This window comes from Bacteroidota bacterium (assembly GCA_034439655.1).
Classification (GTDB): Bacteria; Bacteroidota; Bacteroidia; order UKL13-3; family UKL13-3; genus CANJUD01.
In genome coordinates, this window is record JAWXAU010000023.1 from 1 (window position 1) to 15,224 (window position 15,224).

11 protein-coding genes are annotated in these 15,224 nt (G+C 37.5%); 3 read left to right on the top strand and 8 right to left on the bottom strand.

Translation table 11 applies throughout. The annotated features are described in order from the left end of the window. Nucleotides 1-84: 84 nt before the first annotated feature. Nucleotides 85-2,088, bottom strand: a complete 2,004-nt coding sequence (locus SGJ10_01545; protein MDZ4756808.1) for a TonB-dependent receptor plug domain-containing protein — start codon at nt 2,086-2,088, stop codon at nt 85-87. Next, nucleotides 2,081-2,623, bottom strand: coding sequence for a YfiR family protein (locus tag SGJ10_01550; protein ID MDZ4756809.1), 543 nt, complete (start codon nt 2,621-2,623; stop codon nt 2,081-2,083). Before SGJ10_01550 ends, SGJ10_01545 begins: the two co-directional genes overlap by 8 nt. A 201-nt stretch (nt 2,624-2,824) precedes the next feature. Here SGJ10_01550 and SGJ10_01555 point away from each other — a divergent pair, with 201 nt between their 5' ends. Both SGJ10_01555 and SGJ10_01560 read left to right on the top strand, forming a co-directional pair. Then, nucleotides 2,825-5,200: a Smr/MutS family protein gene (locus tag SGJ10_01555; GenBank protein MDZ4756810.1), complete on the top strand. Its 2,376-nt coding sequence runs from the start codon at nt 2,825-2,827 to the stop codon at nt 5,198-5,200. A 107-nt stretch (nt 5,201-5,307) separates the two neighbouring features. Next, entirely contained in the window at nt 5,308-6,750 is a 1,443-nt protein-coding gene (locus SGJ10_01560; protein ID MDZ4756811.1) for a T9SS type A sorting domain-containing protein, read from the top strand. Nucleotides 6,751-6,802: 52 nt separating this feature from the next. Here the strand turns inward: SGJ10_01560 and mnmH are convergent, their stop codons facing one another. The 6 genes from mnmH to rimO are packed head-to-tail and all read right to left on the bottom strand — an operon-like array spanning nt 6,803 to nt 12,836. Next, on the bottom strand, nt 6,803-7,798 hold the full coding sequence (gene mnmH, locus SGJ10_01565) for a tRNA 2-selenouridine(34) synthase MnmH (protein MDZ4756812.1): 996 nt from the start codon (nt 7,796-7,798) through the stop codon (nt 6,803-6,805). A 17-nt stretch (nt 7,799-7,815) separates the two neighbouring features. After that, nucleotides 7,816-8,187 (bottom strand): YraN family protein, encoded by a 372-nt coding sequence (locus SGJ10_01570; GenBank protein MDZ4756813.1) that lies wholly within the window; start codon nt 8,185-8,187, stop codon nt 7,816-7,818. Next, complete coding sequence (locus SGJ10_01575; protein ID MDZ4756814.1) at nt 8,187-8,843, bottom strand: fused MFS/spermidine synthase; 657 nt, start codon at nt 8,841-8,843, stop codon at nt 8,187-8,189. Before SGJ10_01575 ends, SGJ10_01570 begins: the two co-directional genes overlap by 1 nt. A gap of 8 nt (nt 8,844-8,851) precedes the next feature. Further along, entirely contained in the window at nt 8,852-10,498 is a 1,647-nt protein-coding gene (locus SGJ10_01580; protein MDZ4756815.1) for a T9SS type A sorting domain-containing protein, read from the bottom strand. A gap of 26 nt (nt 10,499-10,524) precedes the next feature. After that, the gene (locus SGJ10_01585; protein ID MDZ4756816.1) at nt 10,525-11,487 is read right to left on the bottom strand and encodes a phosphoribosylaminoimidazolesuccinocarboxamide synthase; all 963 of its coding nucleotides are present in this window, start codon (nt 11,485-11,487) and stop codon (nt 10,525-10,527) included. 29 nt (nt 11,488-11,516) lie between these two features. Continuing rightward, complete coding sequence (gene rimO, locus SGJ10_01590) at nt 11,517-12,836, bottom strand: 30S ribosomal protein S12 methylthiotransferase RimO (GenBank protein MDZ4756817.1); 1,320 nt, start codon at nt 12,834-12,836, stop codon at nt 11,517-11,519. A gap of 258 nt (nt 12,837-13,094) precedes the next feature. Between rimO and SGJ10_01595 the strand changes: the two genes are divergently transcribed. Beyond that, nucleotides 13,095-14,711, top strand: a complete 1,617-nt coding sequence (locus SGJ10_01595; protein MDZ4756818.1) for an ATP-binding cassette domain-containing protein — start codon at nt 13,095-13,097, stop codon at nt 14,709-14,711. Nucleotides 14,712-15,224: the final 513 nt, after the last annotated feature.

A 15,224-nucleotide genomic window follows, 5' to 3' on the forward strand; every position in this document is an offset into this window, starting at 1 on the left:
ACATCAGCAGGAACACGAGGATGAAGAACCCTGTGAATATCTGGCCGTTGAGCCCAAATCTAATTTTAGCCATAATGGTAAGTGTTAAAAGATAATTGGGTTAGAATAATTGTATGATTGATGGTCGTTGTCGTAAAAGCGTAGTTTGAAAATTACTTTGATGAAAAATTCCCGTCCGCCGCCAGGCACAGGGTTATTAATGCCCGAAGTATTATTCATATTACTGTATGCCTGAAAATACTTGAAGTTATTATTCAATATATTATAGATACCAGTTTGAACTTCTATGGGGCTTTTGGGCGAAGCATATTTCAAGGTCAGATCGAGCATGAGCAAAGGATTTTGCTCGGTGCGTATACCCGATCGTATGCCAGTTATTTTACTATAATACTGTCCGTTAATGTTCACCCAGTAGTTACTCGCTAAATTATATTGTAACGAAGCATATAATTTATGAGAAGCAAAACCCAATAACCCACTATTACCCTGCTCAATAGAATATTGGTTGGAATCTTTGTTGGCTTTCTGGAAATAGGTATAATAAGATTTGAGGTACATTCCGTCGAATAGTTTCCAATTAAATTCTAGCTCAATACCTTTCGAACCTGCTGTAGTTATATTCACAAAGGTATCCGTATAGTATTTGTTCTGCATAAAGGATATCATATTACTGGCTTTGTTCACAAACAGGTTTGCGGCCACATTACAATTCGATTTTAATATATAATTAACCCTAAACTGGGCAGTTTGTATTTGCTCTTGCTTAAGGTTGGGCACCAAATAGTTGCCATAGTTATTGGGGTTCATTCCGTAACGTCCAGCAAATGCATTTATTTGAAAATTCTTATAATAATATTCTACACCAACTTTAGGCGAAATAGTTACCTTTTGGCTAGCAAACATATCGGCTTTTATTCCCGTTTTTACCAACAGGCGATTTATATAGATGCGGCTAAGGTTCTTTTGGAAAACGTTCTGTGCATAGAACGATGTCGAGCTATATGGGTCGAGTTTAGTCTTATGATAAAGAATGGTATTCTGTTCCCAATTATAATCAATACCGAAGTATGATAATGATTTTATTTTATTGTCTTCGAAACTATGTCTCAGCATCAAACGGGCTTGAGCTTTTGTCTGCATCATATTGTTGGTATCTGTTACCCAAGGGTTCGGCATTATCCAATTCATGGGCAATTGCTGCGATACATTCAACGTAGGCAAAATTGTCAAATCTGTTTTCTTTATTTTGAACTCGTTACTGATTTGCAAATTTTGTATCAAACTTTTTACAGTTGATTGCCTAATGGCAGCCTGACTATTATAGTTATTGAGCAAATATTTAAAATCCCATTTATTTAGTTTTAGTTTGGCAAAAGCAAATATATCTAAAAGGTTGCATTGCGACTCCCAAGGAGTGTTATTGATTTTGGCGACATTGGTTATTTTGCCATTATTATAGCTTCCAATGAAGCTCCAATATTTATTTTTAGCAATATTGTCGCCCATTACCAATGAAACTCCACGGCGGGCAAAGGTAGAATCGTAACTGCCGTTGAACAGGGTTATTCTAGCACCCTCCATGGTATTACCGCTGCGGGTTATAATATTGATAGTGCTCATTGTATTTGCCCCCAAGAATTGTATAGAGCCCGCACCTTTAATGATTTGTATTTTTTCTATCATGCCCAAAGGAATCCGCTGGGCAATCGCAAAGCCACCTTGTAAACCATCGTTCATCGCCACGTTATCAATCAGTATCGTAATTTTATTTTGCTGGGCCCACATGCCTTGGTAGCCTATGCCTATTTGGCCATTGATGTTTTGTGCAAACTCAAAGCCAGGAGCCATACGCAACACATCCATAAGGTCGCGGGCACCACGGTTCATAAATTCATCTTTGGAAATTTCTGTTAGGTTACCAGGCGATTCTTCAAACCTCACCACCACTTTTTTAAATACACTTTCTTTCAACAGACTGTATATATCAATCTCATCAAGGTCATTAAATTCGTTTGTGTCAATCTGTGCTTCAGCACTACCGATGCCTAGTATGAGCAGGAAAAAAATTAGTTTGTAAAGTTTATTCATTTCTTGTTGCAAGGTTTCGCAATTCGCTAGACACGGCCATTCTTTTTCCGGTTGCACCAGTCGAATTAAGTTCAAAATTAAGGTTATTATTGTTAATAACAAAGTTTATGTCAGAACCTTGTCTTAACGAGCCAGCTTTTTCAGTAATTACCAATACTGCTCTGTTGCCTATTTTTAGCACAAAACCTGGTAAGGCAGAATTTCGGCCACGAGCCACAAAAAGCATGTGGCAACTGGAAGGATCATCAGTGTTTTTTATTTTCAAAACTATTAAATTTTGTCCTTTAATTTTTTTTTTCTGAGCAATCGTATTCATGAAAGTATATAAATCTTCGTTGCCTGCAATACCTACCACAAAATTTCCTGCTCTTCTGTCTTCGGGCCATTCTATATATTTGGTAAAATGGTATAGAAACTTTGCGTGGAGGGTATAATCAACCTCCTGCTGGGCTACTGCTTCGAACACAGGAAAAATGGCCATAGTACCTACTGCCATCAACAATGTCCATAGTTTTAATTTGTAAAATTTTCTCAATACTCCGTAGTAAAAATTGCCCGAGACAAAAGTAGGGAAGAAATTTGGATTGGAGATATGTGTTGATGATTTGACAATTTTGCATTGGTTGTGCAAAGGGGAAGTTGTCAAATCTGCGTGTTTTGTATTGGCTCTGTGAGGGTGATTTGTCAAATCAGCATGTTGCCCACAGATAAATTCCCTATATTTTTGCACCCCATTATGAGTCTCTATCCCGAAAATATTGAACAGAGAACCGGTTTCGATCAGATAAGGTTATTGCTTGCTGCTAAATGTATTAGCCCCATGGGAGAAGGCTATGTGCAGAAGATGCGTTTTAGTTCGGATGGAAAACTTATTGCTAAATTATTGAAGCAAACAGATGAGTTTGTAGAGATTATCAATACCGCTTTGTTATTTCCCACCGAGCATTACTTGCCTATTAAAGAATATATAAACAAAGCCAGTATAGAAGGTGCTTACCTCAGTGAACATGAGTTGCACGAGTTGCGGAATATGCTCGCCACGGTGAATCGTATTATACATTTTTTCAAGGGAAAAGAGGAACAGTTTGTTGAGTTATATAAGATAACCGATGGGCTGCACCAGTTCAATGAAATTACCCATGCCATCAATACCAAAATAGATGTGAATGGCAGCATGAAACCCAATGCAAGCAAGGATTTAGAGAGTTTATATAGTAAAATAACTTCAAACGAAAATTTGGTTAGAAAACGTATTAACTCCATCGCCAAAAATATTACAGAAAATAATTGGGGACCCGAAACTACTATTACTATTCGCAATGATAGGTTGGTAGTGGCGGTATTCCCAGAGCATAAGAAAAAAATTCCTGGCATTGTGCATGATGAATCTGCAACAGGGCAAACATTATATATAGAGCCGGGTGAAATATTTGAACTGAATAATTATACCATTGAGCTTCATCAAGAAAAGAAAAAAGAAATTCGTAAAATACTGATTGAGCTTACATCGCTCGTGATGCCGCATGTACCTCAACTTTCGGTATGTTGTGATATGTTGGGTATGTTCGATTTTATTAGAGCCAAAGCCTTGTTGAGTATTGAATTGAAATGTATAAGTCCGCAAATACATGATAAGCCAATGTTGAAATTGGTGCAGGCTCGCCATCCACTATTATATATTAATCTTAAAAAGCAAAAGAAGCAAGTTGTTCCACTCTCTATTGAATTGGATAGAGACAAAAGAATCGTTGTAATTTCTGGTCCGAATGCTGGGGGGAAATCTGTATTATTAAAAACAGTAGGATTAATACAAATGATGTTTCAAAATGGCTTGCCTGTGCCTTGCAAAGATGGCAGCGAAATGGGCATGTTCAAGCAAATATATATTGATATTGGCGACCAGCAAAGTATAGAAAATGATTTGAGTACCTACAGCAGCCATTTGCTCAATATGAAACATTTCACCACCTTTGCCCATTCCAAAACTTTATTTTTGATTGATGAGTTTGGAACTGGAACTGATCCACAATTGGGAGGTCCGATGGCAGAAGCCATATTGGAAGCATTGAACCGAAAATTTGCTTATGGTATTATAACAACACACTTTAGTAATCTCAAAATTTTAGCACAGCATCTGCACGGTGTATATAATGGTAGTATGTTGTTTGATAGCAAAGAATTGGCTCCTTTATTTCAATTTGAACCTGGCGTGCCAGGCAGCAGTTATACTTTCGAGATAGCCCAAAAGACCGGCTTGGACAAAGATATTATACAAAAGGCAATACAAAAATCGGGGAATAAACATAATCAGGTCGAGAAACTTATTATAGAGCTTGAAAGGGAGAAAACTTATATCAAAAACTTGAAAAAGGATTTGGAAAGCCAATTGCAAAGCTCGAAAGAGAAGCAAAGTAAATTTGAAGAAAAGAATACTGAGTTAGCCAACACAAAAACTGATATTATACAAAAAGCCAAGACTGAGGCTTTGCAAATAATTAAGAATGCCAATAAAGAAATTGAGCAAACCATCAGACTTATTAAAGAAAACAAAGCAAGCAATGAAACCACCAAAGCAGTAAGGAAAAATCTGGATGAGATGGTTTTGCAATTGATGCCTGAAGTGCAGCCCAATTCAAAACAAGCAGATTCTGTTTTGAATATCAAAGTGGGCAGCAAAGTTAAAATGCCCGACAGCCAAACGGTGGTAGAAGTAACAGCCATCAATAAGAATAAAGCCGAGGTGGCCATGGGTCATATAAAAACTTGGGTTGACTTAGACAGATTGGAACTTGCCCCTGAAGAAGAAAAAAAATCGAATAATAACAGACGTGTTCATGCGGGTGTAGATTTGAATGAGAAGTTGGCCCATTTCAATGCCGAAATAAATGTGATAGGCAAAAGGGGAGAGGAGGCCATGCAGGAAGTGATGCACTTTATAGATGAAGCCATCATGCTCAATTTTTCTCGTGTCCGCATTGTTCACGGTCGTGGTGCAGGCATACTTAAAAGGCTAATCAGAAGCGAACTAAAAAAAATACGGGCGGTAAAAAATTTGCAAGATGAAGCTCCAGAATTTGGCGGAGATGCAGTTACGGTGGTTGATTTGGAGTAATTATTTTAACCCCCATGCAACTATTTTGTAATAAAAAGTGTTAATTATTTGATTACATAAAAAATTTACTTAATTTTGAAGCCAAATAAATCAATCAAAAAACACAAATGAAAAAAGGTTACTTAATTTTAATGCTATTGGGAACTGCAATATTTGCTCAAGCCCAAACTTCGCAAAGCCCTGTTCAAACGAGGGATTTCAATCCACTAAATCCTGCTCGTACCAATCAAAAAATTGTTGTGAATCAGAATGGTAAAAAACAAACAATCACTTCAAATAAAACCAATGCCCCAATGGTGAGTGCATTGTACGATTACAAACAGGCTTTGATAGACTACGACCAACAAAGTACAGCAACCCCAACCTTTACCCAGCCTGTAATGATGTTGCCCGATACAGCTTTTACCATCATTACCAGAGATTATCCAGGAACCGCCGATACAGCTTGGACTTTTAACGACTATTCTAGAGCATACACGAATGGTGCATTGGCATATAGTTTCTCCGTAGGATTCACGCTTGATGCACGTTCATTGGTATGGAGCTTATCTGCCAATAATGATTATTTGCAACTTGGTAGGTATAATGTATATACTATCGATTCTATTCAATTCCCTTACTATTATATTAGAAGCACTGATGGAAGTGTAACAGACAAGCTTAACTTGCAGTATTTGAACAATAGCAACTTTAAGGTAAAGGGTGGTTTTGGAAGCCCCGGTCCAACACCTGCATATCCAGAAGTGGGAATGCCAAATTACGACCACACCGCCAACAAAGCTCCAAATGCTACCGTTGAAAAAACATTCGACTTAACTATTAACGATACCAATTCGCAAGACGATGCTCGTTGGTTAACCTTGACTGTAAATAAGGCAGTGAATACCAATAGCGGTCAAATATCTGCTGTTGTAGCATCATTCGAACCAGGTACTTCACACAATAAAGTAGCCCCATTCGATTCACTAGGAGCCGATTCATTTAATGGTGCACCAATCACCAACCGTTTCAACCAATTCTATTACAAATTTGTTTACGATCAAACACGTGTCTTCGAAGACAATCAAAATATCTCTGCTCCAAACAAGGTATACCAAAATGGCTTGTTTATACCTGGTGCTTTGCTTTATGATTTGTACCCACCTGCAAGTTCATTACATGATGTGTATTTCCCAGGCACTTTAATATATACCCGTACCCAAGGTACTGAGCGTGTTCCTGTATTTCCTATATTCCGTTATTATATATCTTGTACCAACATTGGCATAGCCGATTTGGAAAACAAAGGTTTCATGTTGGGCGAGGTTTATCCTAATCCTTCAAACGGTCAAAATGTACGTATTCCTTTTGAACTTGCTAAAACTGCAAATATCAATATCAGCATTTATAATAACTTAGGTCAAGTTGTAAAAACCGTTGCTAACGGACAGTTTGCCCAAGGTGTAAATGGTGTAGATGTAAACACAAGTGACTTAAACAGCGGTGTTTATCATTATACATTAAATATGAATGGTTTCAGCACTACACAACGTTTTGTGGTTAGCAAATAATAATTTTATTTAATCCATAAAAAAACCGTCCCGATTATTCGGGACGGTTTTTTTATGCCAAATATTTTTTATAGAAATCAGCTTCTGCTATAGTTTCAACTTTGTTCGGGTCTCGTAATGAGTTGCCATGGTTATAAGTTTTGTCGTAATACATCAATATAATAGATAACCATTCTCTTAGTTCACCATTTTGCAAATGATTTAACGCAATAGTACATTGCTCATTTCCCAAACGGCGTTGTAGTTTTTGAGTAGCATTGTATAGTTCTTCAGTAGGCATTTTTCCATAAGTATTTAATATAAAATCAATGCGTTTTTCAATTTCTACCATTACTTTTACCAATCGGCTTTCACGCATTTGTATATATATACTTTTTGGGATACTAATTTTTCCGATTTTGCTGCTTTCGTCCTCAAGCCATAAAGGTTTGATCGGGTCAATTTTTTGCCATTCATAAGCTAATAAGTTTTCAAATTGTTCAGTGGTGGGTTGTGCTTCTTGGCCAATTCCGCCATAAGCTGAACCCTTGTGTTTTGCCAGTTTTTCCAGATCGATTACTTGGTGGCCATTTAATTTGAGTTCATAAAGTTTCTCTGTTTTTTGTGAACCAGTATAACCACCTAATATGTTTATATTTTTAGGTAAGGCCAATGTATTTAATACATAATTTCGGTAAGCCTTATATCCTCCGCTTAGCCTGGCAACACTAAATCCAGCAGTAAGAAATAAGTCACACATAATTCTACTTCTTAAGCCACCACGAAAACAATAGACACTTATACTTTTCTGAGGAGCAATTTCTAAAACTTTTTGTATATAGCCTTTAAATTTATTACCTGCTAATTCATAACCCAAAAGTACTGCTTCGTAGTTGCCTTTTTGTTTATAACATATACCCACTTCTTTTCGCTCATCATTGTTAAGCAAGGCGATATTGCAAGCACCTACCACATGTCCTTGTTCAAACTCACCCTCGCTACGCACATCGATGATGGGCATGTTTAATTTTGTAAAATCATGAATAGTATATATTGAAACGGAAGACATATTGTATTGTTTTATAACTAATCTAAGCCCGGGAAAAAAGCATCTTCTATATGGTATATTTCGGTTTTATTTTGCAGTATGGTTATTGATATTATATCGAATCGGATCTCACCTTGGTGGTTTATTTCTTCAATAAATGCCGATGCAGCTTCGGCCAGTTTTTCTTTCTTTTTGTATCCCACAGCTTCTTCTGGGTGGCCAAACTTGTTGCCAGTTCGGGTCTTTACTTCTACAAAAACGAGTTGCTTGCCATCTTTGCAAATAATATCAACTTCACTTTTTTTGTATTTCCAATTGGTATATAATATTTCCCAACTAGGCTTTTTTTCTTTTATATATGCAAGGGCTTGCAATTCGCCCCAGTTACCTGTTTCATTGTGTTTTGCCATTATATTTTTTCGGCCACTAACAGGTTATTCATTCCCAAAACTTGTATAGTTTTGCAAGTACAGAATTCATGAAAATGATTGTATAAATTATTATACTGCTGTTTTTCTATTTTATGAATTACGACTTTATTAAAAATGACCAATCCTTTTGTTTTCAAAATATTTCCAATATCAGTTGCAAATTCGCGGGTATGAGCTTGTTCAGGTACATTCAAATCATTATATAAATCTACAATAATTAAATCAAATTTTTTGTTGCAGGATTTTACATATTCAAAAGCATCTACAATATGGATATCTATATCTTTATAGTTGTCTAATCCAAAATATTTCTGTGCAAGTTCTACTATTTTTGGGTCGTGCTCTACCACAGAAAAGGGGCAATGTATAGGGTATTTGTTGATTAACAAATCCAATACACTGCCCCCTCCTAAGCCTAGCAATAAGCAATTATTTATGTGCCTATGCTCTATTTTTATTTTTTTAAATCCTTCATCGAATACGGTGTGAAGATTGCCAAAAGAAAAATTCCCGTGCTCTGTGTTTAATACTGTTTTACCATATTCAATAGCAACCTCCAAGTGGGGGTTTTTATCGCTGTTGGTTTGTTCAAGTACTTCATTGCGAACAAGGTTTCTCCATTTTGGCCACTTCATTCATATTGTTATTGCAACACTACTTTTTGGTGGAAAGTATTCCCTCCATCAGTAAGTGTTATTACATACATTCCTTTAGGCAAATGGCCAAGCCCTATACCGAAGTGAAACTGTTTGAAGTAAGGGTTATTATAGTCCCAATAAACTGTTTTGCCAGTCATATCGCTTACCAATAAAGTATTGAAGCTTACATTTTGGCTGTTCTCAATAATGATGTTTCCATCGTTAGAAGGATTTGGGAATACGCCGAATAAAGGAACTGCTGGAGTTTCAATGCCATTAACACCACCTACATTTATATAATTATTTTTGGTAATAGTACTTGTGCCAAAAGGATTGGTAGCTTGCATGGTAACACTATATAAACCATTTTTGAGGAACTGCACTCTTATTGTTGAGTCAGTTAGTTTACCGCCGTTCAAGTTAAAGTCTACTCCTTCTGTTCCGCTTAAAGTCCAAAGGAAAGAAGTGATAGAAGGGAGATTTGGAGTAAGGTTGGTAAATTTAACATCAACCAGTTTGGCTGTAGCTACTTTGTCAGCAATAAAATTTACGGTAGGTTTCAAATCTAATTTGCGAACACAGTGGTTGTTTTCATCAGTTACATAAGCAATTTTTTGGCTTGCTATAAAAAAGATTCCTGCTGGGTTATCAAACCAAGCTTTATTTGAAACACCATCTTTGTGGCCGCTATATTGGTATTCGCCTGCCACGGTGATTATTTTGCCGCCAGATAAATACCTGATCAAGGATGAGTTGCTGCCATCTATTATAAGTATGCCACCTTGGTCGTCGATACAAACATCGATAGGGTAACCAATATCCGCACTAAGTGCATTGCCATCTTTATCACTTGCATTGCCAGAACCAGCAATAGTGCTAACCACACCAGTTGAAATAATGATTTTACGAATTCTTGCATTACCCAAGTCGGCAACAATTAGTGCATCGTTAGTTTTGTCGTAACAAATACCTTTTGGCAAATCGAACTTTGCGGATGTAGCGGCTCCATCGGCATACCCGCCAGTTGCACCTGGATTTCCTGCAAATAAGGTAACTACGCCTGCTGGAGTAATTTTGCGGATACAATGATTGGCCAAATCGGCAACGTATACATTATTGTTTTTATCAACTGCCACATCGCAAGGACTTTTAAATTCGGCAGCAGTACCTGTACCATTTTTATAGCCTGCTGTTTGCGATGTTGAACCAGCAAGCGTAGTAACAGCTTGGGGCAATCCGATACTTTGATATTTGTCTAATTTACGGATGCAATGGTTATCGCGGTCAGCAATATACATCACACCATCGGTGCCAATATCAATCCCACTGCATCCATTATATCTGGCATTAATACCTGCGGCATCATTATAACCACCTGATTGTGTTGGGTCACTAATAGGACCTGACCTTGTGTAAATTGATTGCAAATCGCCTGTAATTAAGCGTATACGACAGCCCATGTATTCCGATACCCAAATCTGACCGCTTGCGTCAACGCAAATTCCATAAGGATTCGCAAATTCTGCATCCGATAATTTGGCAGAAGATCCATTCCAACCAGAGGTGGTTGGTTTCCCTGCAAGAGTTGATACATACTGTGCACTAGCAAAGGTGCTAAGGGCTACAGCGATAATAAGTAGTACTTTTTTCATTTTTATTGTTTATTTGTTTATGTTATTTATTGTATATTAAATTGCTGGAGGTTCATTAAGACAATATTTTCGATACGAAGGTCAATTTCAGAATAGTCAGTTTTTTCAAATTTTTGTGCAGTCACTTTTTCAAATAATTCTAGATATCGCGAAGTAACACTATTAATAAATTCTTCAGTCATTTCAGGTATTTCTTGTCCTTCTAAGCCTTGGAAATTATTTTCAATTAACCATTGGCGTACAAATTCTTTGGAGAGTTGCTTTTGTTCCAAGCCTTTTTGTTGCAGGTCTTCATATTCATTCAAATAAAAATAACGAGAAGAGTCTGGAGTGTGTACCTCGTCTATAAGCATAATTTCTTCGCCCTTCAATCCAAATTCATATTTTGTATCCACCAAAATCAAGCCATTTTTTTGAGCCATGGCATTGCCAAAATCATAAAGTTGTCTGGTATATTTTTCTAATTGATTCCAATGGTCGGCAGTTACAATTCCTTGAGCAATTATTTCATCGGCACTAATATCAGTATCATGTCCTTTATCAGCTTTAATAGTTGGTGTAACAATAGGGGTAGGGAACTTGTCATTCTCTTTCATCCCATCGGGCATCGAACAACCACATATAATACGTTTGCCGCTTTTATATTCACGCCAAGCATGGCCTGCCAAATAACCACGTATTACCATTTCAATTTTGAATGGCTTGCATTGGTGGCCGATAGTGACATTAGGATCGGGCGTTGATATTTTCCAGTTGGGGCAAATATGATTGGTGGCATCTAAAAAATATGCAGCAATTTGATTTAATATTTGTCCTTTGTAGGGGATAGGTTTTGGCAATACATGGTCGAATGCCGAAATGCGGTCGCATGCCACTACCACCAAATATTTGTCGGATATATGATATACATCGCGAACTTTTCCACGGTAAAATTTTTTCTGTCCTGGAAAAAAATAATTCGTAGCTACGAGTGCTTTTGTTGTGGGCATATATATTATAGTTTTTGTGATTAATAGAACTAATTGCTTGGTTCTACATCACCATATAAATCAAATGAATCGGTATGCGTAATTTTAATATTTGCAAAATCTCCGATGCGAATATAGTTGTTTTCTGCGTTAACCAAAATTTCATTGTCTACTTCGGGGCTATCATATTCGCTGCGACCCACAAAGTATAAGCCTTCCATGCGGTCGAATAATACTTTCAACGATTTGCCCACTTTATTTTGGTTTATTTCTGTTGATATTTCCTGTTGCAGTTCCATAACCTCGGCAGCACGGGCTTCTTTAGTTTCCTTGGGTATATCATCGGCCATAGCGTGAGCATGTGTGCCATCTTCGTGCGAGTAGGTAAAAACTCCTAATCGGTCGAAACGTGTTTTTTGTACAAATTCTTTCAGCTCTTCTATATCCTCTTCTGTTTCTCCTGGATGCCCTACCAGCAAAGTGGTACGCAATGCAATGCCAGGAACTTTTTGTCTGATGGTTTCTATCAAATCTTCCGTGCGTTTGCGGGTAATTCCTCTACGCATAATCTTGAGCATATTGTCAGTACCATGTTGCACAGGCATATCGAGGTAGTTGCAAATATTTGCACGTTCGGCCATCACATCCAATGCATCCAAAGGGAATTGACTGGGATATGCATAATGCAAACGAATCCATTCCAATCCCTCTACATCACTCAGATTTTTCATCAGGTCGGCGAGTTTGCGATCACCATATAAATCGAGTCCATAAAAAGTCGAATCTTGAGCAATCAGCATTATTTCTTTGGTACCATTTCGCACCAAATTTTTCGCTTCAGTTACTAAGGATTCTATAGTTCTTGATACATGCTTTCCTCGCATTAATGGAATAGCACAAAACGAACAGGGCCTGTCGCAGCCTTCTGATATTTTGAGATAAGCATAGTGCGGAGGTGTGGTGAGCAAGCGTTCGCCAATGAGTTCGTGCTTATAATCGGCCCCCAAAGTTTTGAGCATATTGGGCAATTCCAAAGTGCCAAACCATGCATCTACTTCAGGAATTTCTAAATTTAATTCATCTTTGTAACGGTGACTAAGGCAACCCGTAACATATAGTTTTTCAATATTACCCGCAGCTTTTTCCTCGCTGTAACGAAGTATTGTATCAATACTTTCCTGCTTGGCATTGTCAATAAATCCGCAGGTATTGATGATAATAATATTTGAATCATCTTTTGCGGATTCGTGCTCAACCTGCATCTGGTTGGCTTTGAGCTGACCCATCAGTACTTCACTGTCCACAAGGTTTTTGCTACAACCCAGCGTGATAATATTAATTTTATTTTGTTTGGTTGTTTTGGTTCTCAAATCAGGTAAAATTGGGCTGCAAAGATAGGGGAGGATTAAGGAAGTAGGAGTAAGGAATAAGGAATAAGGGGATGATGCCAAAGGACTTTTGAACATAATGAATTTACCACCGATTTCAATAATTTTTATGTTCAGTATCAGCCGCATTATTCCTTATAACATACCGCTTTTTTATTAGCCGTATGGCCTTATTCCTAGCTACTTATTCCTAACTCCTCCTTCTCCCTTATCTTTGCACCCCAATTTTAACATTATATAATGATTTCAGTTTCGAATTTATCTTTAAAGTATGGCAAACGAGTATTGTTTGAGGAAGTAAATGTATTATTTGCTCAAGGCAATTGTTATGGTGTGATAGGTGCCAATGGTGCAGGAAAATCAACTTTCTTAAAAATATTGTCAGGCGAGATAGATGCCAGCACCGGCCGTGTAGATATTACCCCCGGCGAACGGATGGCTGTATTAAATCAAAATCACTTTGAGTTTGATGAACATGAAGTTTTGAAAACGGTTTTGATGGGCCATAAAGTATTATGGAAAATCATGAGTGAAAAAGATGCTTTATATGCGAAGCCTGACTTTAGTGAAGAAGACGGATTGAAAGCATCGGAACTCGAGGGCATATTTGCCGATATGGAAGGCTGGAATGCAGAGAGCAATGCCGCTGATATGTTGAGCAATTTAGGTATTAAGGAAGACCTTCACTATAAGTTGATGAAAGAACTTAGTGGAAGTGAAAAGGTACGTGTACTTTTAGCTCAAGCATTATTTGGCAATCCTGATATATTAATTCTGGACGAGCCTACCAACGACCTTGATGTAGAAACGATAGGTTGGCTCGAAAACTTTTTAGCCGACTTCGAAAACATCGTCATAGTTGTATCGCATGACCGACATTTTTTGGATGCGGTATGCACCCATGTGGCTGATATAGATTTTGGCAAAATACAATTATATACTGGTAATTATTCTTTCTGGTACGAGTCGAGTCAGTTGGCATTGAGACAACGTGGCGACCAAAATAAAAAGGCTGAAGATAAGAAAAAAGAATTGGAGGATTTTATTGCACGTTTCAGTGCCAATGCTTCCAAATCGCGTCAAGCTACAAGTCGTAAAAAGTTATTGGAAAAACTTACTATTGATGAGATTCGTCCATCGAACAGAAAGTATCCTGCTATTATGTTCAAGCCCGATCGTGAGCCTGGTGACCAGATATTGAATGTCGAAAATCTGACTTATAAAGAGGGCGATACTTTATTATTTAAAGATATAAGTTTCACGACTTCCAAAGGCGAAAAAATCGCGGTGATATCAAAAGATCATTTGGCGGTGAGTAGATTTTTTGATATATTAAATGGCGAGCAAACAGCTACCTCTGGCGAATACAAATGGGGTGTAACTATTATACCTGCATACTTGCCCGTAGATAATACTTTATTTTTCCAAGAAGATGATTTGAATTTGATAGATTGGCTTCGTCAATTTAGTGTAGATAAAGACGAAACTTTTATACGCGGATTTTTAGGTAAAATGTTGTTCAGTGGCGAGGAAACTTTAAAGAGTTGTAAAGTATTGTCGGGTGGAGAAAAAGTTCGTTGTATGATATCGCGAATGATGCTCAAAAATGGCAACTGTGTTATATTAGACGAACCTACCAATCACCTTGATTTGGAATCAATACAATCGTTCAATAATTCCTTAAAAGAATTTAAAGGCAATGTATTATTCTCCAGTCATGACCATGAGTTTATGCAAACTGTGGCTACCCGAGTAATAGAATTAACACCCAATGGTATTATAGATAAGCTTTGCACTTTCGATGAGTATTTAAACAGTGCCGATGTGAAAGAGCAAAGGGCGAAAATGTACAGGTAGGATTTGGTTCGCCGCGGAGAATGGAGGGGCTGACGCAGATTTACGAATTACGGTTTTCGGACTTTGTCTTCCCGATCCCGAAAGCTTTAGGGAAGGGATCTACGATTTTAGAAAGTAGTATGTGGCTATCGGGAGTAGTAGATGTCTACTTCGTCGACATGAGAAAATACATGTGCCAATAATCCGCATAATCTTATACCAATTCTTAAACTATAATAGTTCTCCGCCTGTGGCGGATTTAGTTTTTAGTATGGTAATTCCGAACTACAATACATTTAGTCCCTTTCTTTTGGACTATTATATATTGAGTTTCGGTATTAGTTACGTTGACTCCACATTAGACCTCTTTCATAATTCAAATAAGAAAAGCCAAATTATAACGGACACTTTATTTTATTGTAGTATCGCTCGCCGCGATAACTATCGGGGCTTCCTTTTTACACAAAAAGGAAGCAAAAGTGTTTTTATTTACCAAGGTGATTTTTGCTTGAGAGGCCCAATGCAAAACCGTGG

Bases quoted from the DNA above. Each gene is read 5' to 3' on its own strand.
- SGJ10_01545 (MDZ4756808.1), bottom strand. From the start codon at position 2,088: ATGAATAAACTTTACAAACTAATTTTTTTCCTGCTCATACTAGGCATC.
- SGJ10_01555 (MDZ4756810.1), top strand. From the start codon at position 2,825: ATGAGTCTCTATCCCGAAAATATTGAACAGAGAACCGGTTTCGATCAG.
- SGJ10_01560 (MDZ4756811.1), top strand. From the start codon at position 5,308: ATGAAAAAAGGTTACTTAATTTTAATGCTATTGGGAACTGCAATATTT.
- mnmH (MDZ4756812.1), bottom strand. From the start codon at position 7,798: ATGTCTTCCGTTTCAATATATACTATTCATGATTTTACAAAATTAAAC.
- SGJ10_01570 (MDZ4756813.1), bottom strand. From the start codon at position 8,187: ATGGCAAAACACAATGAAACAGGTAACTGGGGCGAATTGCAAGCCCTT.
- SGJ10_01575 (MDZ4756814.1), bottom strand. From the start codon at position 8,843: ATGAAGTGGCCAAAATGGAGAAACCTTGTTCGCAATGAAGTACTTGAA.
- SGJ10_01580 (MDZ4756815.1), bottom strand. From the start codon at position 10,498: ATGAAAAAAGTACTACTTATTATCGCTGTAGCCCTTAGCACCTTTGCT.
- SGJ10_01585 (MDZ4756816.1), bottom strand. From the start codon at position 11,487: ATGCCCACAACAAAAGCACTCGTAGCTACGAATTATTTTTTTCCAGGA.
- SGJ10_01595 (MDZ4756818.1), top strand. From the start codon at position 13,095: ATGATTTCAGTTTCGAATTTATCTTTAAAGTATGGCAAACGAGTATTG.